This window comes from Bacteroides faecalis (assembly GCF_003865075.1).
In the GTDB taxonomy this organism is placed as follows: domain Bacteria; phylum Bacteroidota; class Bacteroidia; order Bacteroidales; family Bacteroidaceae; genus Bacteroides; species Bacteroides faecalis.
This window is the reverse complement of record NZ_BHWB01000002.1, coordinates 416,584-438,271: the sequence shown is the minus strand read 5'-3', so window position 1 is coordinate 438,271 and position 21,688 is coordinate 416,584. Positions and strand designations below refer to the sequence as shown.

Here is a 21,688-nt window from a genome sequence, read left to right as displayed (position 1 = left end):
AGACGATGTCGATAACAAAAATTCTTCTAATTTAAAGAATTATCTTTTTGTTTATTGCTGTCTCTATATTCTTTAGGTGTTTGATTATATCTTTTAGCAAATTCCTTATAAAAATGCGAACGATTGAGAAAGGCAGTTTTATACATAATCTCTTGAATGGTTAATTGGGTAGTCAGTAACAGTTTGGCCGCATGGCTAATCCTCTGTTCTTTAATAAAATCTTTCGGAGGCAATTGATCCAAAGCTTTGAATTTGCGATATAAATTTCGGCTACTGGTTTGTAAAGCTGCCGCTAATTCATCCGGACCAAACGAAGCATCATCTATGTTCTTTTCGATCATCTGAATAGCTGTTTGTAGAAACTCCTTATCCTCTTTTTGAATCAATTGTCCACCACTGAACTCAAAGATGCTGGCGGATGAATTGTAGTATTCTTCCATTTCTTTTTGCTTTTTTATTAAATGGCGGACTACTGTTTTCAGGTATTGAGAATTGAATGGTTTAGGGATATAAGCATCAGCACCACATTCTATTCCTTCTATTTTTTCATCTGTTGTGTTCTTGGCAGACAAAATTACTAAAGGAATATGTAGTGTGTGTTTATTTCCTTTCAGTAATTTGGTTAAGGTGATACCGTCCACTTTGGGCATCATAATATCTGTGATGATTAACTCCGGTGTTTGCTGTTTTAGTAAGTTTAGTCCCTCTTCACCATTTGAGGCTGTTAATACCCTATATTCATCAGAAAGAATATCCTTCAACATCCACAATAGTTCTTTATTGTCTTCAATAACTAAAATAGTGGCTGAAGTTGAAGAAGATTTATTACCTTCAGAAAAAGCCATTGGTTGCTCTGACTTTTTTAATGAATAAGATTGTATGTGACCCGCCTGAGTGTTATTTTTTCCTTCTTCCTTTTCAGAAGTAGAAAGGCTTACTTCAAGTAGAGGTAATGTTACAATAAATTCCGCATATTTGTCCACCTCACTTTCAATATGAATTTCTCCTTGCAGTAGCTTCACCATACTTTGACAAATAGCCAGTCCAAGGCCGTTTCGTGATGAAAGACCTTTGATGCTGTTTTCTTTAATGTTATCGAGTACAATATATCGGTTAAATATAAGAGGAATGCTTTCTTGACAAATACCTTTTCCTGTATTATATACTTTGATTTGCAGATTTGAATCGATTTGTCTTACAGAGATGCGAATTACCCCCTTTTTAGGTGTATATTTAAAAGCATTGGAAATCAGATTGTTTAATACTTTACTAAAACAATTATTGTCACTATTCCAAATCAGCTCACGTTCAACTTCTGTTTGAAGGAAAATATTGTTTTGTTCTGCTAACTCACTGAATGAATCGATTATTTCGTTAGAAAGTACACTTATGTCTAATTTCTGAATATGGCATATCTGATTTCCTGTTTCCATACGTCGGAAATCAATTACTTCCTGGATAAGGCTATTTAGTCGTTCAGAGTTTGACTTTATAATCTGTATATATTTGTTGATAAACGAATCAGTGTGTTCATAGTTCAGAATCCGTTCGCATGGACCATAAATTAGGGTTAATGGAGTACAGAACTCATGAGTAATATTGGTAAAGAAACGTAGTTTCTCCTCATACATCTCTTCCTTATATTTGGTATCAAGTTTTTGGGTGATCTTATTTTTTCGTTGTTCATATTTCCACCTGATATATCGGATCATACCTAAAATACAGCCGATAATAATCAATGAATAAAAAATATAAGCATAGATTGTTTGATACCAGGGAGGACGTACAAAGATATGGATACTTTTGGCTAGTTGATGGCTATTGTTGATACCATCATTGTATTTTACTTTTAGAATATAGTGTCCGGGAGGAATATTAGTAAATTGTGCTTCATGTGACCGGGTATCCATCCATACATTATTGAAGTTCTCCAGCTTATATGAATATTGGCTGTTTTCTCCATTAATATAATCGACTGCCACAAATGAGACGGCAAAGAAGTTTTGATGGTGATTAAGAACAATTGTTTTTTCATCTTTTCTCTCCTCAACAAATTCGGAAATGTTATATTCCTGATTAAATATTCGTAGTTGAGTAAAATAAATCTCCGGTAAGAATCTTTTTTTCTCTTTAGGATTGTTTTTAATCCAAACAAGTCCGTCTACTCCCCCGAAAAAGCATCTTTTTTTAGTAGGATCCCAATAATAAGCATTATCGCTAAATTCAATTGTTTTCAGTCCTGTTTTATGATTTAAATTCTGAAAGGTATTTTGATATGGATTAAAAAGAATAATGCCGGTATTGCTGCTAAGCCATAAATTGCCTAGATCATCCTCTAAAATTCCATGTATGGTATTGTTAGGCAGCCCTTCATTTTCACTATAATTTTTATATTCGATTTCTCCATCGGGTAGTATAGTAATCTTTGTCAGTCCATAACTAGTACCTAGCCAGAATTGATGGTTTCTATCTTGATGAATACATAGAATATCGTTCATGGGAACAATTCCGTCTTTTTCGGTAAAATTGATGAGGCGATAGTTTTCTGTAATTGTGTTCAGCCTGATCAAACCATTACCACGCATACCTATCCATAGGATTGAATCATTTTCGGCACATATGGAATATATCTGGTTGTATTGCACCTTATTGGGGATATGGAAATTATAAGGACGGATGTTTTTTATGCTAACATCATTATTGTGAGACTGTATGGCAATTTTTAACAAGCTACTTCCTGATCCGACCCATAGCAAAGAGTCTCCCTTTTCGAGAATGGAATGTACTCCTGCGATTTTTATACGCGTAGAATTTTTTATTGTGTGTATTCTGTCATCTTTGTAGGAATAATAATTTAGTTCGGGGCCGTCGGAACCTATCCATAAGATTGCAGAAGAACTTCCGGGTGTAAAGGCAAATATTGCATTATTGGTTAATCCATCTTTAGTTGTGAGGTGCTTGACATTAGTTGCTGAATAATTAATTGCAGCTTGGTCGTAATCTTTAATTTTGATGATGCCGTTTTCTTTTGTACCCAGCCATAATGTATTTTGTGAATCAGTATAGATAGCACGAATCGGACGTTTTTTGGAAACAGGTAACTGGTTAAGAGTGATATTGTTATAAGTGTATTCATCTTTAGTCCAGGCATATACCCCTTGTCCGTCTGTTCCAATCCATACAATATCCTGTTGGGTATCTTTGTATAAGGAGAATACGCCGCAATCGATTTCCATCCATTCTACTTTGTAATTGCGTGAAGCATCGAGTCGTATCAAACCATTTGTTTTAAATCCTATCAGAAGGTCTTTATTATCAAATATAATCGAACCTATTTTCCCATTTTCATTGATTAATGTGCCTGGATTCGTTATGAAGTGAGTACCGGTGGAGTCAATATAAGAAATATTGCCTCTGTTGTCAACAATGATAATTTTTTCTTCGCTATAAAATGAAGCACGAATAGAATAAGGATATTTAAAGTTTTTGTGCCGGATGAGCTGAGGTACTTCTTTCTGATTGAAAGTTAGAGTATATTTTTCTAATTTTCCTTGATTATGAATCCAGATCGTGTCATGTGAATCAATAATAAGGTTAGAAACATTGTCATGTACCATTCCGGGATGAGTAGGCAGATTTATAAATTTCTTTTGAGTTTTGGAGTAGAAAGACAAAACATCCGGTTTTCCGGAAATGTAGAAATTATCATGACTATCTTTTGCCATATGAGAATTTTCACCGAATTCATCGTATGTTTCTTCAATCTTGTTGGTTAGTTGGGAAAGCTTGTTGAGTCCCCATTTTGTATTAATCCAGAGATAAATACTATCAGTTTCTATAATATCTTTTATGATATTGCTAGAAAGAGTATTCTGGTTCTTAATGTCAGGTTTATAAATATGTATTTTGCGGCTATTATACATATTTAGTCCGTCATAGGTCCCTATCCACAGAAAGCGTTTATCATCCTGAAACAGACAGGTTACAGAGCTGTTGGATAGTCCGTCTCTGCTGCTGATTTGCCTGAGATTGTATGCATAAGTAGTTATTGAACAAAAAATATAGATTATATATATGATAGCCTTTTTCATTTTGCGTGTTGCTTAAAATATAAACTTCACAAATATATAAATGAATCGTTTGATCTTTGCAAAAACAGATGTATTCAATTTCGCCAAAAGTGTATTTTTCCGTATTATTAGTTTCTTTTCATATAGAATTGGCGAGATTCGGCATATCTTATACTCTTACTTCCTTCTATATTTGTCGAGGATACAACACGATGTAGGTTTTCAATAGGTATATTATCATATAAGAGAAAACAATTACTATTATTATCTAATATTAAATTAAAAGTTATGCAAGAAAGACACATTTTTCATGGTAGGAGGATGTCTTGGATAAGTTGGCTGCAAAGTATGTCAGTTTTTCCTAAGAAACCAATTCTTATGATTGTGGTGCTATTGTTAGCATCTATTGTGACAACAAACACTTATGGACAAAATGCAAGTACAACAAACTCCATAACCGTTCAGGGGCAGGTTATGGATGCAGAGGGTGTTCCAATTCCCGGTGTTAATATCAGACTTAAAGGACAGAATACAGGTACTATTAGTGATTTGAATGGTAACTATAAACTTTCCGATGTAACAGAAGATGCAGTGATTGAATTTTCTTTTATAGGTTTTGCCACACTTGAAAAGAAAGTGAAAGGAGAAACATTGAATGCTATCCTTCTGGAAGATACCAAATCGCTGGATGAAGTTGAGATTGTTGCTTTCGGTACACAAAAGAAGGAAAGTGTTATCGGTTCGATTTCAACGTTGAAACCCGCGGAATTGAAAGTGCCTACCAGTAATCTGACAAATGCTTTGGCAGGACGTATCGCAGGTGTTATTGCCTACCAGCGTACCGGTGAACCGGGAGTTGATGATTCAAATTTCTTTATTCGTGGGGTAACTTCCTTTGGTTATGCAAAATCTCCGTTGATATTGATTGATAATATTGAAGTAGATACGAAAGACTTGTCTCGTCTGCAACCGGATGATATTGAAAGCTTTTCTATCATGAAAGATGCTACTGCTACTGCTTTATATGGCTCGCGTGGTGCAAATGGTGTTATTTTGGTGAAAACCAAAGAAGGACAAACCGGATCTATGAAATTAAATCTTCGGGTAGAGAATTCAATTTCTACTCCTACGAAAATGTTGGAATTGGCTGATCCCATTACTTATATGAAATTGCATAATGAGGCCATTTTAACTCGTGATCCGCTGCATGCGTTAATGTACTCGGAAGACAAAATAGATAATACGGTACCGGGACATTCAAGCGTAATTTATCCTGTAACGGATTGGCGTAATGAACTGTTGAAAGATTATACGATGAATCAACGTGTTAATCTGAATATTAGCGGCGGTGGTAGTATGGTGAATTATTATGTAGCCGGTTCTTTTATGCAGGATAATGGCATATTGAATGTTGATAAAGCGAACAATTTCAATAATAATATTAAGAATCGCAATTATTCGGTAAGGTCGAACATCAATATAAAACTGTCAAAGACGACTAAATTGATGGTACGTATGAATGGCGCTTTTGAGGATTACAATGGGCCGTTAAGTGGTGGTTCTGATCTTTATTACAAAATAATGCAAAGTAATCCGGTATTGTTTCCGGCTACTTATCCGAAAGATGAAGAACATGCTTATGTGAAACATATTATGTTTGGTAATTCAGGAGATGGAAAATATATAAATCCATATGCTGAAATGGTAAAAGGATACAAAGAAACGGGACGTGCCAAATTGGAATCGCAGTTTGAATTGAATCAGGATTTGGACTTTGTAACAAAAGGATTGAAAGTGCGTGCATTGTTTAATACCTCTCGTTTGTCTTATTATTCGACTTCTCGTCAATATAAACCTTTTTACTATGCATTGGGTGAATATAATTATATGAATAACACATATGCTGTTGATATTATAAATCCTAATGGCGGTACTGAATATCTGGACTATAATGAAGGAGATAAGACAATTACGGCCAATACTTATTTGGAAGCGGCAGTAAATTATGATCGCGACTTTGGTAAACATGGTGTTGGAGGGTTGTTGGTAATGCAATTACGTAATAATCATCAGCCGAATGCCAGTTCTTTGCAGACTTCTTTGCCGAAACGTAATGTCGGTTTATCGGGACGTTTCACATACGCTTATGATAGTCGTTATTTTGTTGAAGGGAACTTTGGTTATAATGGTTCGGAACGTTTCGATAAAGATCATAGATGGGGCTTTTTTCCATCGGCAGGTCTGGCATATATGATTTCTAATGAAAAGTATTTTAAGAACCTTCTTCCTTATGTGCAAAAGTTGAAATTGCGTGCTTCTTATGGTTTGGTAGGTAATGACAATATTGGTGATTCCAACGCCCGTTTTCTATATTTATCGGAAATCAATATGAATAATGGAGGAACCGGAGCTAGCTTTGGATATAATGAAGGTGCCTATAAGAAGAATGGTATAGCTATTAATCGTTATGCGGATCCTTCCATCGGCTGGGAAGTGGCTAAGAAAATGAACTTTGCCGTTGAAATGACATTTATGGATGCCTTGAATATTACAGCTGAATATTATAAAGAAAGTCGTGACCACATCTTACAGTCGAGAGCTGATATTCCGAATACAATGGGATTATGGAAAACTCCTAATGCTAACTTAGGTAAAGCGAAATCTCATGGTGTAGATTTGTCTTTGGATTATAATAAGTATTTTACGAATGATACGTGGTTGCAGTTACGTGGTAATTTTACTTATGCTGCCAATCAATATGTGGAATATGAAGAAGTGGAATATCCGGGAGCACCTTGGAAAAGCCGGGTCGGCAATCCGATTACTCAAGAATATGGATATATAGCCGAAGGTTTATTTGTTGATGATGAAGAAGTGAGAAACTCTCCTGTACAATTTGGAGAATATGGAGCCGGTGACATTAAATATCGTGATGTAAATCGTGACGGTGTTATTTCAGAGTTGGACATGGTACCTATTGGTTATTCGAAAGATCCTGAAATCGTATATGGCTTTGGGGCTTCTTACGGATTTAAGAATTTTGATGTTTCTGTATTCTTCCAAGGGTTGGCAAGAGAGTCATTCTGGATAGATTATGGCAGAGTTTCACCTTTCTTTGATAATTCAAGTACGGATGTTCGTGAAAATAACCAGTTAGCTAAGTTTATTGCAGATGATCATTGGTCGGAAACGAACCGTAATATTTATGCGGTATGGCCTCGTTTGAGTGATTCTTCTATTGAAAATAATGCCAAGAAGAGCACATGGTTTATGCGTGACGGTTCTTTCTTACGTTTGAAACAATTAGAAATAGGTTACACATTGCCACAACGTATTATTCAGAAAGCCGGATTGAAAAATCTCCGCGTATATTTCACCGGTAATAATCTATTCTGTTTTAGTAAGTTCAAAGAATGGGATGTAGAGCAGGCGGGTGACGGTTTGAAATATCCGTTGCAGAGAATTTATAATATTGGTTTGAATTTAACTTTCTAAATAAAGAAGAGCGATGAAAAAAATACATATACTTTTATTAGCAGCATCTTTATCATTGGGTTCTTGCAACAATTATCTGGATATAATTCCTGATAATATTGCTACTATTGATAATGCATTTACGATGCGTACTGAAGCAGAGAAATTCCTTTTTACCTGTTATTCTTACAGACCGGCAATCGGTACAAAAGAAGACCCGGCCATGTTTGGTGGTGACGAGATTGTTGTTACTAATTATTTTCGTGAGAGTGCTTCTTATCAGTCTGGCTGGTATGTAAGTCGTGGTATGCAGCGTTCCAGTGATCCTTATTTCAATTATTGGAATGGGCAACAGCAGGCCAGAGATATGTATCAGGCATTGCGGGATTGCAATATCTTTCTAGAAAATATTCAAAAGGTCCCTGATATGACTCATGTGGAAAAGGATAGATGGATAGCAGAAGTCAAGTTTTTAAAAGCTTATTATCATTATTGGCTGGTACGCATGTATGGTCCGATTCCTCTGGTGAAGGAAAATCTTCCTATTGAATCAGGTTCTTCCGAAGCCAGAGTTTACAGAAATACGTTGGATGAGTGTTTTGATTATATTGCTGAGTTACTCGATGAGGCAATTGCCAGTGAGGGTTTACCTGACAGAATCGAAAATGAGACAGAAGAATTAGGTCGGGTTTCTAAAGCTGTTGCTTATGCTTTAAAAGCGGAAGTGATGGTAACAGCGGCCAGCCCACTATTCAATGGTAATATGGATTATGCGGGACTTACTGATAACAGAGGTATTGAGATTTTTAATCCACAGAAATCTGAAACAGAAAAGTTGAAGAAGTGGGAAGATGCTGCTGAAGCGTGCCGTTTGGCAGTTGAATTTTGTGTAGGAGTAAACTATGACTTGTATAAACCGGAATATTTTGATTATACCAATATGACAGATGGATCAAAACAAGTTATGGCCTTGCGTAAGATTATGGCGGAAAGATGGAATAATGAAATAATCTGGGCAAATTCAAATGCTTGGTTTACTAATTATCAGGGACATTGTATTCCTCGTGGGTGGACTTCAGAAACAGTTAATAATACCAGTGGTACTAGTGGTAATTATGCAGTACCTTTGAGGATTGCGGAACTCTTTTATACGAAAAATGGAGTTCCTATGGAAGAAGATAAAGAGTGGAAATATGAAGAACGTTATGGAGCTGCGAAAGTGGGTGCTGACAATGCTGCTTTTATGGCAAAAGATCAGTGGACAGCTAAATTTAATTTGAATCGTGAAGCTCGTTATTATGCTTCTTTGGGATTTGATCGTGGTATCTGGATGGGACAGGGAACGAAGGATGTGAGTAAATCTAATTATTTGAAGGCACGAGCTGGAGAATCAGCTGCCAATTCATTTGAACCAAGTTGGAATCTTACGGGATTTTGGCCTAAGAAATTAACTCATGACGGAACGGTGGTTACAAAGAATAGTGTTACTTATGAAAAATACCCATTCCCGGTGATTCGTATGGCAAGCCTTTATCTTCTTTATGCAGAAGCTTTGAATGAGATAAACACTTCTTATGAAAATGTATTGCCTTGGATTGATAAAGTACGTAATCGGGCAGGTTTGAAAGGAGTCGAAGAGTCGTGGACCAATTATTCTACTGATCCGATGAAGTTTAAAGACCAGAAAGGTTTACGTGAGATCATTCATAATGAGCGATTAATTGAATTGACATTGGAGAGCCAGCGCTTTTGGGATCTCCGTCGTTGGAAAGAAGCTTTGAAAGTATTTAATCAACCGATTACTGGATGGAATTTATTGTATAATTCTGCTGATGATTATTATAAAGAAACGTTTGTTTTCAGTAGGGCATTCAATGTGCGTGATTATTTTTGGCCGATACAGGATGCTGAATTGTGGCGGAATAAAAACTTGAAGCAAAACTATGGTTGGTAATTGAATAAATGATATAAAATGAAATAATTATGAAAACGAAAATATATACTTATTTAGTGGGCTTGCTGGTTATTTGTACTCCTTTCCTGACAAGTTGCGGAGATGCTGATTTGAACGAAGCTTCCGGAAAGAAAGTTGCTCCTCAGCAAGTGACGGTCAGGGAAGTTAAGAACCTGAATGGTGGGGCTATTATATACTATACACTTCCCGATGATCCGAACTTGAAATATGTACGTGCTGTCTATGATGTAAAGCCCGGAGTTGAGTCGGACGCCAGAGCTTCTTACTATGTAGATTCCCTTGTTGTGGAAGGTATGCAAGAAGGAGGAAAACATGAAGTGAAGTTGTATTCTGTAAGTTATGGGGAAGTTGCTTCAAAACCTGTTATAGTAGAAATCGATGCAAAAACTCCGGCTTATCAGGAGATCTGTCATACACTGAAATATGATAAGACATTCTCTGGGGTAAAGGTTGAATTTGAGAACGAGACAAAAGCTAAAGTTGCTATTGGTATTGTTAAAAAGAATACTGAAGGAAAGTGGGAACAACTTTATATGCATTATACTGAAGCTGTCAGCGGTAACTTCTCCGTTCATGGTCAGGATGCTGTTGAAACGGAATTTGGCTTCTATGTGCGTGACCGATGGGGAAATCTTTCTGATACGATTTCATTTGTTACTGTTCCTATTATGGAAATAGAATGTGATAAATCCCTGTTCAAGAATGCTAAATTGCCGGGTGATGAGTGGGAATGTCATGCTTGGGCTTCGATGAAACTGAATGCAATAGAGTGTATCTGGGATGGCCGTACAGTGGGACTGCCGATGTATCACTCAAAGAATGTAACGATGCCGCGGCATATTACCATTGATTTAGGTAAGAAATATCAATTTAGTCGTTTCGTATATTATGGACGTTGTGATACACAGAATAATCCGGAGGCCTATCAGAAAGGACATATTCATTTATTTGAAATGTATGGTAGTAATAATCCGAATCCGGATGGTTCATTTGATGAAAGCTGGACACTAATCAATGATTATGAAACAGTGAAAGCATCAGGAGGAGGTCTGAATGATCCGGTAACAGAGGATGACCGTAAGAAAGTCATGGCAGGTGAAGAATTTGAAGTACCGGAGACAACCGCTGCTTACCGTTACATTCGTTTGCGTGTATTGGAAACATGGGGTGTATATGGTTCTTGGGGCGAATATGAGGCTAGTAGCTTTATCTATATAAATGAGCTGACTTTCTATGGAACGGAAGCTGAATAAACGGAATTCATTGAAATTTATAAAAAGAACAGATATGAGAAAAAATTATATATATACGATACTTGCAGCAATCGTAACACTTCTGTGCAGTTGCGACGGGATGGATGCCCCATACGCTGATTTTATAAAAGACGGTCCAATCGTTTATATCGGCAAGGCTGATTCGTTGAAGGCTTTTTCGGGTAGAGAACGGGTGAAGTTGGCATGGCAAATGCGAAATGATCCTCGGGGAGTAAAAGCTAAAATATTCTGGAGAGATCGTACTGAATCGGAAGAAATTACTTTAGACCGTTCAAAAAAGGAGTTTGAATACGTTATTAATGATCTGGACGAATCAACCTATGTATTTGAGGTGGTTATTTATGATAAATATGGAAATTCTTCTCTGGCAGCAGAGGTTACAGCGGAAGTATACGGAGAAGTCTATGAGAGTTATCTTTATCCGCGTAGTTGCTACAAGTATAGTGGTAAACAGGTTTATATCGACAAAACTCTGAATAAGTGGGTGGTGACGTTGAATGCTATCCGGGATGATACCATGATAAATACAGAAGTTGTTTATGTAGATAAAAATGGAAACGAACAGACCGTTTCATGGAGCGAGAAATCACAGAAATCTCTTGTGCTGGAAGATTATGTAGAAGGTAATATGGTGAAATACAGAAGTTGTTTTAGTCCACAAGAAAATGCGATTGATGATTTCTGGACAGATTACACCTACTTTGTGAAACCTGCGGAGAATTAATAAAATAGTATTGATATAGTAAGAGAGGAAAAAATTCCTTCTGTGTAGGATCCCTTTTTCCTCTCTTATCGAAAGATGTAATGATTGATAATGAAGAAGCTAATAAGTTTATTTTTTGCACTCTTGTTCGTCTCATTTCCTATATGGGGGGATAGTATTCGTAATGATGTCAGAGATGGAAACAGAATCTGGCTGGATTCGAAGGAATTTCATCAAGGAGAATTTTGTTGGAAAATGATAAAGGCCGGTGATGTTAAATCGACTGCTGACGAGATTTCGTCATTGGGGTATGATACTCATGACTGGATAACAGCCATTGTACCCGGAACCGTATTGAATTCCTTAGTTTATAACAAAGTCTATCCGGAACCTTATTACGGAGTGAACAATAAGATTGAGTCCGGTAAAATTCCGGATATATCAAAAGTGGGGCGTGAGTTTTATACTTATTGGTTTCGTACTGAGTTTGATGTACCGGAGTCTTTTGCAAAAAGAACGATTTGGCTTCAGCCGGAAGGGATAAATTATAGAGCAGAGATTTGGGTAAACGGAAATTTGTTGAGTACAATGAAGGGAATGTTTACGAATGATTATATCAATGTGACAGATTTCGTAAAGGTGGGACAAAAGAATGTTTTAGCTATTAAAGTATACCCTGTAGATATGCCTGGGTCTGCCAAACCAAAGAACTGGGGAGCAGTAGGTGAGTTTCATAATGGGGGGAATGGGAATATCGGCCTTAATACTACGATGTTGATGACAGTAGGATGGGACTTTACTTTCATGGATGGCATTCGTGACCGTAATACAGGTATTTGGAAAAGTATTTCCTTATATACTACGGGTAAATTGGCTATAAGACACCCGTTTATTAAGTCTGAACTAAGTAAACCGGGATACGATGTGTCTCGTGAATCCATATCGGTAGAGGTTGTCAATCCAACCAACTCTATGGACACTGTAAAGTGTGTGGTTAGAGGAGAAATTGTTGGAGAAAATATTGTAGTAGAAAAAACGTTGCGTATTTTACGTGGTGAAGAGAAAACCGTTACGTTTTCTTCCGAAGAATTTCCACAGTTGATTATGTCCAATCCCCGTTTATGGTGGCCTGTCAATAAAGGACCGCAGAACTTATATCAATTAAAAATGACCGTTTCGGTGAAAGGAGTTGTATGCGATTCTGTCACAACACGATTTGGTATTCGTGAGATTACTTCCGATACAAATACACCGGATAAGTCACGTGTGTTTTATATTAACGGAAAAAGGATTTTTATTCGTGGAACAAACTGGATTCCTGAGGCAATGCTACGTACATCAGATGAACGTACTTATGCAGAACTGAGATATACCCGTCAGTCAGGAATTAATTTAATTCGTTTCTGGGGTGGTGGTATTGCGGAATCCGACTATTTCTATCAATTATGTGATGAATTGGGCTTATTGGTTTGGCAAGAGTTCTGGATGACAGGAGATACCAAACATCCTCAGGATAAAAAGACATATTTGAATAATGTAGAATCGACGGTGAAGCGTATTCGAAATCATCCATCTATAGCTTATTATGTATGCTCGAACGAAAGTTCTGAAGTAACAGGAATCTATGAGTCACTTATGAAACTTGACGGAACACGTGGATATCAAATGCAATCGGAGTGTAATGGGGTACATGACGGTAGTCCGTATAAGCAAGTTAATCCGATGCAACATTATGAAAATACAGCTTCGGATAGAGGAAGTCGTGTGGATGGTTTTAATCCGGAATATGGTGCGCCTACATTACCTACAGTGGAGATATTACGTGAAATGATGGATGAGAAAGATTTATGGCCAATCAATAAAGAGGTCTGGGATTATTTGGATGGAAATGGCTTTCATCTAATGTCTACCATGTATACTGATCTGGTAAATAATTATGGAACCTCTTCGTCTATCGAGGAATTTGCAGAAAAGGGACAGTTTGTCGGAGCGATTAATTCAAAGAGCATTTGGGAAGTGTGGAATTATAATAAATTGGACTATGGAGATCGTTTCTGTTCAGGATTACTGTTTTGGTATCATAATTGTTCGATGCGGCAGGTAAGTGCCCGTATGTGGGATTGGTCTTTGGAACCCACCGCCTCGCTTTATCACACCGCTAATGCTTTACAACCACTTCACGCACAGTTTGATTATTTAAAGAATACAGTTTCAGTAGTAAACGACTATTATGAGGGTTTTAACGGGTATACTGTCACAACACAAATTTACAATATACAGAGTAAAAAGGTATGGGAGAAATCAGTTTCGATTGATATTCCTGCGGATGGAGTGGTAAACGACGCATTGGTAATTGATTTTCCTGTGGACATTTCTCAGGTGCATTTTATTAATTTGAGGTTATTAGATAACAAGGGAAAAGAAGTTTCGTCTAATTTTTATTGGCGGTCAAATGATGAATATAAAGGTAAAAAGACATTGACAGGACCTGCAACTTCGGGTTTTGAGGAACTGAAGAATTTGAAACAAGCGAAATTACAAACATCTTATAAAATAAGGAAGGATGCTGACAATTATTATGTCGATATAAAGTTGAAGAATGTATCCGGTTCAATCGCTTTTTTCAATCAACTTCAATTGCTTGACAGGCAACAGAAACCTGTTCGCCCTTCGTTTTATACGGATAATTTCTTTTCTTTATTGCCGGGAGAAAGTAAAAGTATCACCATTGAGACATCAAAGGAGCATGTGTTAGAAGATCCGGTTTTAGTAGTCAGAGGTTGGAATATCGTTAGAAGAGAGTTTATGTTGAAATGATAAACTAAATAGGTATGAGGATAAATAAATATATAATTTTTTCGCTTATGGTATTACAGGCAGTGGCAACTCAGGCAATCCCTTTAAGAAAATATCTTCATGAAGGATGGGAATTTCGACAGGCAAGAGGAGTAAATTGGTATCCTGCAACCGTTCCCGGAGGTGTTCATACAGATTTGATGGATAACCAACTGATTGATGATCCTTTTTTCCGTTTGAATGAACGTGGAATGCAATGGATTGATAAAGAAGATTGGATATATCGTACTTCATTTGATATAGACCCGGCTATGATGTCCAAGAAAAACATTATTTTTGATTTTGAAGGATTGGATACGTATGCAGATGTAACGTTAAATGGTAAAAGGATACTTACTGCCGATAATATGTTTCGTGAATGGAAAGTGGATGTAAAAGAATTATTAAAATCGCAGGGCAATCAATTGCAAATCTATTTCCATTCTCCGATAAAAATAGCAATGCCGAAATGGGAAGCTGTTCCGTTTCAATATCGTAGTTCGAACGATCAGTCTGAAAACGGTGGATTGTTTGACAGGAAGGTTGGAGTATTTGTACGTAAAGCTGGTTATCATTTCGGTTGGGATTGGGGACCTCGGTTAGTAACTTCCGGCATTTGGCGTTCTGTGGTTTTGGAAGCTTGGGAGGATGCATGTATTACTGATGTCTTCTATGAACAACAGGAAGTAACAAGTCGGTCTGCAACGGTTCATGCTACAGTAGAAATATATGCTGATAAAGATATGCAAGTAGTAGTGGCTATTGATAATTGTACGGACAATTATCAATTAGACCAAAAGGTTGTCAAAGTGCAAAAAGGAGTAAATAAAGTTCCTTTGTCCTTTACTATCAAACAACCGAAATTATGGTGGACAAATGGGCTGGGGGAAGCCTTTTTATATTCTTTTTCCGTAGTGCTTAATGCTGATGGACATGAGATAGACCGATTAGACAGAAAGATCGGACTTCGTTCATTGAAAGTAGTCACAAAGCCTGACGAACATGGAGAAAGTTTTTATATTGAATTGAATGGTCAGCCGATTTTTGCTAAAGGTGCAAATTATATTCCATGTGATAATTTCCTGACGCGGGTGACAGACTCTATTTATGATAAAACGATTCAGGATGCAGTAAAAGCAAATATGAATATGCTTCGTGTATGGGGAGGAGGTATCTATGAGAATGATATTTTCTATGACTTATGTGATAAATATGGTATTCTTGTATGGCAGGATTTTATGTTTGCGTGCAGCGTCTATCCTTCGGAAGGAGAGCTGTTAGAGAATATACGCCAAGAGGCGATTGATAATGTCCGCCGTTTGAGAAACCATAGTTGTATAGCATTGTGGTGTGGAAATAACGAATGTTTGGATGCTTGGTTCAACTGGAACTGGAAACATACTTATGACAAGCAAAACCCAGAATGGTCTAAGATTATTTGGAATCAATTTAAGGAGTTGTATTTTGTAACTTTACCAAAGGTGGTGCAAGAGTATCATCCGGGAGCTTGTTATCGGAAGTCGTCTCCTTATTCAGATGATGAAGGGACTCGGAATCATAACGTCGGAGATATGCATTATTGGGAAGTTTGGCAAGGTTTAAAACCTCTTTCTCATTTTATGAAAGAACGAAGCCGTTTTTTCAGTGAGTACGGTTTTCAATCGTTTCCGGATTTTGAATCAATTAAAAGATATGCGCCAAAACAGGAAGATTGGGAACTTACCTCGGAAGTAATGATGTCGCACCAGCGCGGAGGAGTATCAGCCAATAAACGTATTAATGATTTCTTACTAAAAGAATACAGAGTACCGAAAGATTTTCGTACTTTTGTTTACATGAGCCAGCTTTTGCAAGCAGATGCGATTAAAATGGCAATGGAGGCACACCGTAGAGATATGCCGTATTGCATGGGATCATTGGTATGGCAGCATAATGATTGTTGGCCTGTGGCTTCCTGGTCGAGTCGTGACTATTATGGACGTTGGAAAGCACAACATTATTTCACTGTGAAGTCTTTTGATGATATCTTGATTTCTCCTGTGATGGATGAAAACAGATTGAAGATCTATGCCGTTTCTGATCGTCTACAGCGTACTTCGGGAGCATTGACTGTTAAAAGTATCCGGTTGGATGGGCAGATAATAGAAGAGAAACAACAAAAAATTAATATACAGGCTAATACCAGTAAGGTAGTTTGGGAAGCAGATCTGGCTACTTTATTAGGTAATGTAGAGGAGGAAAGTGCGGTTGTTTATATGACTTATCAGGATAAGTTAGGCAAGAAATACACTAATATTTATTTTCCGGCAAAACAACAACAGATGTGTTATCCGAAGGTTGTTTTTTCAACTGAAATAGTTCCTATGGAAGGTGGTTATGAAGTAACATTGCGTTCCGATGTTTTTGCCAGAGGGGTCTATTTGACTATAGAAGGGGATACGGATCATTTTATTTCAGACAACTATTTTGATTTAATGCCTCAGGAAGATGTCAAGCTTAAAGTTGATACAAAGTTGAGCTTGTCTGAATTTGAACAGAATTTGAAAGTAGCTTCTTTCTCAGATATGTATAATTAGAAATGATGATTATGTGTAGGAATATTTTAATATTTGTATTTTCTCTCTTTTGTATTTCGTGTGCAAAAGCGGAAACTCTTTATACGAAGCAGAATTTACCGGTAAAGCCGAAAGGTAAAATAAATGTGGAGTTGGCATTGAAGAATGCTGTACATCAATATCTCTATATGAGGGATAAACTGAGTGGGTCGGCTGCTTTCCCAAAGACTTATGATGCCAATAAAAAACTGTTGGAAACTAGTGATTCCGAATGGTGGTGTAGTGGTTTTTATCCCGGAACATTATTTTATCTTTATGAGGCAACCGGTAATGACGATTTGTATCGAGAGGGTGTCCGGATGCTGAAATTGTTGGAGTCTGAACAGTATAATTCAGATACCCATGATGTCGGTTTTATGATGTATTGTAGTTTTGGGAATGCAAATCGTATTGCTCCTCAAACTGATTATAAAGATATTCTAGTAAATAGCGCCCGATCACTGATGACGCGTTTTAGTCCGATTGTCGGATGTATTAAATCTCATAATCGTAAACCGAATGATTATATTGTAATAATAGACAATATAATGAATCTGGAACTATTGTTTTGGGCGGCTGAAACGACTGGAGATTCGTCATTCTATGACGTAGCAGTGAAACATGCAGATACTACTATAAAGAATCATTTTCGACCGGATAACAGTCTCTACCATGGATTGAATTATGATCCCAAGACGGGGAAAATCAAACAGTATCAGGCTGGACAAGGAGCTTCCGATAAGTCGGCTTGGGCACGTGGACAAGCATGGGGACTTTATGGTTTTACAATGATGTATCGCTTTACGAAGGATGAAAAATATTTGGATCAGGCAATGAAAGTCGCTGATTTTATGCTGAACCATCCCAGTATGCCAAAAGATTTGATTCCTTATTGGGATTTCAATGCTCCGAATATTCCTAAAGCTCTGCGTGATGCATCTGCGGCAGCAATAACTAGTTCCGGATTGCTTGAATTATGTTTATATGTGAAAGGAGAAAAACAACAGACTTATTTGAATGCTGCCGAAAATATATTGAAGGTCCTTGCTTCACCGGCGTATACGGCTCCTGAGAATACAAATGGTGGATTTATTTTGAAACACTCGGTTGGTAATATGCCGGCTAAGAAAGAGATAGATGTTCCATTGAGCTATACAGATTATTATTATGTGGAGGCATTGTGTAGATATAAAGCATTACAAGATGATAAAAAGAATGGATTATGAACAAAAGTAAAGTGAAAAGATTGTTGGTCATACTAGGGTTATTACCTGTTATTCTAAGTGCAAAGACAATAGATATAACGAAAATTGGAGCTAAGGGAGATGGAAAAACTGATAATACAGAGTTTTTGCAGAAAGCAATTGACGAGTGCTTTACAGAAGGGGGCGGTATTGTTTCTGTGCCTTCCGGCATTTATTTGATTCGTCCGGTTGAACTGAAGTCAAATGTCAATTTACATCTGGAACAGGGAGCATTGTTGTTAGGAAGTACCCGTTTGGCGGATTATGATTCTGCATTTCCTATGGAGGGCGGTACAATGAATCAGTCGTCCGGCTTGATCTATGCTCGTGGTCAGGAGAATGTTGCTGTTACAGGAACTGGTATTATCGATGGACAGGGGGGAAGTTCTACTTTTCAATTCGGTAATGACGCTGACGGAGGTCCTAAGCGGCCTAAATTGATTTACTTTGTGGAATGTAAAACAATACAGGTGACTGATATTACTTTACGTAACTCGGCATATTGGGTACAACATTATGAGAAATGTGAGGATGTTGTTATTCGTGGTTTGAAAGTATTCAGCCATTGTAACTATAATAATGACGGGCTGGATATTGATGCAAAGAATGCGGTTATATCCGACTGTTATATTGATGTGGAAGATGATGCCATTTGTTTTAAAAGTGATCATCCGGAACTTTGTGAAGATATTACAGTTACGAATTGCGTGACTGCCAGCAATTGTAATGCTATAAAATTTGGAACCTCTTCTTTAGGAGGATTCCGTAATATTTCGGTGTCCAATTGTGTTGTCCGTCATGCCAAGGAAGATAATATTCGTCATTGGAGCAAACAGTTGAAGCATATCACTGCGGACATAACGGTTATTTCAGGGATTGCCATTGAAATGGTAGACGGGGGTATTATTGACGGAATAACAATTTCCAATATTTCCATGAGAGATGTGCAGACTCCGATTTTTATTCGTCTGGGAGACCGGAGACGTACTTTTAGCAAACAGATCGGGTCATTGAAAAATATTAATATCAGTAACATTGTTGCTACTGCCGAGAGTTTGATTGCCTGTTCTATCACAGGAGTGAAAGGAGCTAAAGTGGAAAATGTGTCTATCAATAATGTACAGATTACATATCCGGGAGGTGGAACAAGGGATATGATAACCCGAACTGTACCGGAAGTGGAGCAATCATATCCGGAAAATAGAATGTTTGGTCATACACTACCCGGTGCCGGTTTTTATGTTCGCCATGCAAAAAATATCTATTTTAATAATGTGCGTTTTTCTAGTCCTGTTTCTGATGAACGTCCTTTGTTTTTCTTTGATGATGTGGTAGGAGCCGAATTGAACGAATGTAAAGGTATGAAGCCGACAGATGCGAAATTTATTCGTACCATAAATAGTTCCGGTATTTCGGCAGATGGAAAATGGTTGAATCAGTGAACCTATTATTGAAATGAGAAGATTAATTCTGTTTGTTCCGGTTATACTTTTTTGCGTTAGTCTGAAAGGATCAGAAGTTCAGAAAGAAATAGAAAAATTGACTTTCAGGCTGGTGGAGAAACAGTTGGAGGTGAAAGTTGATAAAAAGGCAATTGCGCGTTACCTGGATATGATGCAGCCGGATGGTAGTTTTATTGGAATTGATTATGTAACAGTTACAAATAACTTTAGAGCCGGTCCGCATCTTAAGTATCTTAAAGCTATGGCCGTAGCTTATCGAAAGAAGGGAAGTGGATATACCGGTTCTAAAGAATTATACCGTAAGATTTTATCCGGACTTGATTATTGGTTGAAAATGCGTCCTGTTTCTAAAAACTGGTGGTTCAATGATATAGGGGCTCCACAAGATTATATGGTTCCATTAATTTTATTGAAAGATGAAATGAGTAAGGATAAGCTTTTGTATTATTCTTCCTATTTAGAAGATAAAACGGGGAATAAAGCGCATCGGGGAAAGAACCGTACATGGGTATCTAATATAACTATTCACAAAGGTTGTATTGAGGATAACATTGAATTAATTCGCATAGGTTTTCATTCTATCGCATCTACAATTCAGATTGTCTCCCGTCAAGGTGACGAAGGAATAAAAATTGATGGAAGCTTTCACCAACACCGTCCGCAATTATACTCGGGAGGTTATGGAATGTCTTATGTCAATGATTTGACCGATTTCTTTTTATTGGCTAGAGGGACTTCTTTTGAGGAACTTTTTGATGCTGATAAATTGAAAATTGTTAGGGAACTGATGCTTAATGGAGAACGTCTTTTTGGTTATCGTAGCACCTTTGAACATGGTGCTAATGGGCGGGGGATCACTCGTAAAAATGGAATATTTAATATCTCTGCCAGTACTTTGGATAAGATGGTTCTGATAGATCCGTCATATGCCAAAGAATATCGGTTATGGCAAAAGCATTTGAAAGGTAGCCCTTTTCCTGTTCCGGGGAATAAGTTTTTCTGGAAATCGGATATTATGGTTCAGCATGGAAAGAATTATTATCTTTCGGCTAAGGTCGTTTCCAAACGGACAAACGGTACGGAAATGATTAATGATGAGAATCTTAAGGGATACAATCTACCTTTAGGGGCAATGCAGATTCTTACTTCCAGTGAGGAATATAAGAATATATATCCTTTGTGGAATTGGTGTATGCTTCCGGGTACAACGGCTATACAGCAAGCAGATTCTGCTATACTAAGAGGATATTTGTTTGGAACGAATGAATTTGCAGGTGGAGTCAGTAACGGGAAGAATGGAGTGATTGCTTATGAACATGATTATCGGGGGGGAAAGGCTAAGAAAGCTTATTTTTTCATGAATGATGTAGTACTTTGTTTAGGAGCCGATATTAACTCTAAAGCACCTGAAGAGGTTTTTACTACGGTCAATCAGTGCTTTTTCACAGGTAGTATGACGGTGAATGATGGCAGCAAGGAGTGGAAATATAAAAGTGGGCAGGAGATGAATAATCCTAAATGGGTTTATCATGACCGGATCGGTTATTTGTTTTTGGATGAAACGAAACGGAATGTATGTAGCCGGATACAGACAGGAGCTTGGAATGAAATAGATCTTTCAGGTAGTTCAGAAAGATTATCAGGGGATATTTTCAATTTGTGGGTCGATCATGGAACTAAAGCTAGCGACGGGCATTACGCATATATGCTTGTTCCTGATTGCACATTGAAAAACTTCCGTTCTTTTGTGAAGAAACATACATATGAGATTATATCGAATACTAGTTTCTTACAAGCTGTAAGATTGAAAAAGGAACAAATCTATGCGGCTGTATTTTATACGCCGGGAACGGTTGTGCTGGATGATGGGATAACGCTTTGCTCTGATAAGAAAGCGGTCGTATATATTGAAAAGCAAGGTGAGAAATTTAAAGTGTGGGCTGCTGATCCATTATATAGTCAGAAGGAAGTCACACTCACATTAAACGGTAAAGATATATTGCTGACTTTTCCGGCGGGTGATTATGTTGGAAATACGGTGTCAAGTTACTGATTG

Annotated in this window: 10 protein-coding genes; 9 read left to right on the top strand and 1 reads right to left on the bottom strand. The window is 37.3% G+C overall.

Annotated features, from left to right (window positions below):
* Nucleotides 1-26 precede the first annotated feature (26 nt).
* Nucleotides 27-4,091, bottom strand: a complete 4,065-nt coding sequence (locus EJF25_RS04605; RefSeq protein ID WP_125040238.1) for a hybrid sensor histidine kinase/response regulator transcription factor — start codon at nucleotides 4,089-4,091, stop codon at nucleotides 27-29.
* A 357-nt stretch (nucleotides 4,092-4,448) separates the two neighbouring features.
* On the opposite strand from EJF25_RS04605, the gene EJF25_RS04600 reads away from it, so the two are divergent.
* The 9 genes from EJF25_RS04600 to EJF25_RS04560 all read left to right on the top strand — a co-directional run bounded on the left by EJF25_RS04600 (nucleotide 4,449) and on the right by EJF25_RS04560 (nucleotide 21,685).
* On the top strand, nucleotides 4,449-7,565 hold the full coding sequence (locus EJF25_RS04600) for a SusC/RagA family TonB-linked outer membrane protein (RefSeq protein WP_235016718.1): 3,117 nt from the start codon (nucleotides 4,449-4,451) through the stop codon (nucleotides 7,563-7,565).
* A 13-nt stretch (nucleotides 7,566-7,578) separates the two neighbouring features.
* Entirely contained in the window at nucleotides 7,579-9,498 is a 1,920-nt protein-coding gene (locus EJF25_RS04595; RefSeq protein WP_125040237.1) for a RagB/SusD family nutrient uptake outer membrane protein, read from the top strand.
* A gap of 29 nt (nucleotides 9,499-9,527) precedes the next feature.
* Nucleotides 9,528-10,772 carry a DUF5000 domain-containing lipoprotein gene (locus tag EJF25_RS04590; protein WP_125040236.1) on the top strand — a complete coding sequence of 415 codons (1,245 nt, stop codon included), beginning with the start codon at nucleotides 9,528-9,530 and terminating at the stop codon, nucleotides 10,770-10,772.
* A 34-nt stretch (nucleotides 10,773-10,806) separates the two neighbouring features.
* Complete coding sequence (locus tag EJF25_RS04585) at nucleotides 10,807-11,517, top strand: DUF4998 domain-containing protein (RefSeq protein ID WP_125040235.1); 711 nt, start codon at nucleotides 10,807-10,809, stop codon at nucleotides 11,515-11,517.
* A 90-nt stretch (nucleotides 11,518-11,607) separates the two neighbouring features.
* Nucleotides 11,608-14,313: a glycosyl hydrolase 2 galactose-binding domain-containing protein gene (locus tag EJF25_RS04580; protein ID WP_125040234.1), complete on the top strand. Its 2,706-nt coding sequence runs from the start codon at nucleotides 11,608-11,610 to the stop codon at nucleotides 14,311-14,313.
* 14 nt (nucleotides 14,314-14,327) lie between these two features.
* On the top strand, nucleotides 14,328-16,907 hold the full coding sequence (locus tag EJF25_RS04575) for a beta-mannosidase (RefSeq protein ID WP_125040233.1): 2,580 nt from the start codon (nucleotides 14,328-14,330) through the stop codon (nucleotides 16,905-16,907).
* 5 nt (nucleotides 16,908-16,912) lie between these two features.
* Nucleotides 16,913-18,151 carry a glycoside hydrolase family 88 protein gene (locus EJF25_RS04570; RefSeq protein WP_370685702.1) on the top strand — a complete coding sequence of 413 codons (1,239 nt, stop codon included), beginning with the start codon at nucleotides 16,913-16,915 and terminating at the stop codon, nucleotides 18,149-18,151.
* Nucleotides 18,148-19,611, top strand: a complete 1,464-nt coding sequence (locus EJF25_RS04565; RefSeq protein ID WP_125040231.1) for a glycoside hydrolase family 28 protein — start codon at nucleotides 18,148-18,150, stop codon at nucleotides 19,609-19,611. The genes EJF25_RS04570 and EJF25_RS04565 overlap by 4 nt, the downstream gene beginning before the upstream one ends.
* Before the next feature lie 13 nt (nucleotides 19,612-19,624).
* Entirely contained in the window at nucleotides 19,625-21,685 is a 2,061-nt protein-coding gene (locus tag EJF25_RS04560; protein WP_125040230.1) for a polysaccharide lyase family 8 super-sandwich domain-containing protein, read from the top strand.
* The last annotated feature ends 3 nt before the right edge of the window (nucleotides 21,686-21,688 follow it).

Excerpts from the sequence above, each read along its gene's own strand:
- EJF25_RS04605 (WP_125040238.1), bottom strand. The coding sequence starts at position 4,091 with ATGAAAAAGGCTATCATATATATAATCTATATTTTTTGTTCAATAACT.
- EJF25_RS04600 (WP_235016718.1), top strand. The coding sequence starts at position 4,449 with ATGATTGTGGTGCTATTGTTAGCATCTATTGTGACAACAAACACTTAT.
- EJF25_RS04595 (WP_125040237.1), top strand. The coding sequence starts at position 7,579 with ATGAAAAAAATACATATACTTTTATTAGCAGCATCTTTATCATTGGGT.
- EJF25_RS04590 (WP_125040236.1), top strand. The coding sequence starts at position 9,528 with ATGAAAACGAAAATATATACTTATTTAGTGGGCTTGCTGGTTATTTGT.
- EJF25_RS04585 (WP_125040235.1), top strand. The coding sequence starts at position 10,807 with ATGAGAAAAAATTATATATATACGATACTTGCAGCAATCGTAACACTT.
- EJF25_RS04580 (WP_125040234.1), top strand. The coding sequence starts at position 11,608 with ATGAAGAAGCTAATAAGTTTATTTTTTGCACTCTTGTTCGTCTCATTT.
- EJF25_RS04575 (WP_125040233.1), top strand. The coding sequence starts at position 14,328 with ATGAGGATAAATAAATATATAATTTTTTCGCTTATGGTATTACAGGCA.
- EJF25_RS04570 (WP_370685702.1), top strand. The coding sequence starts at position 16,913 with ATGATTATGTGTAGGAATATTTTAATATTTGTATTTTCTCTCTTTTGT.
- EJF25_RS04565 (WP_125040231.1), top strand. The coding sequence starts at position 18,148 with ATGAACAAAAGTAAAGTGAAAAGATTGTTGGTCATACTAGGGTTATTA.
- EJF25_RS04560 (WP_125040230.1), top strand. The coding sequence starts at position 19,625 with ATGAGAAGATTAATTCTGTTTGTTCCGGTTATACTTTTTTGCGTTAGT.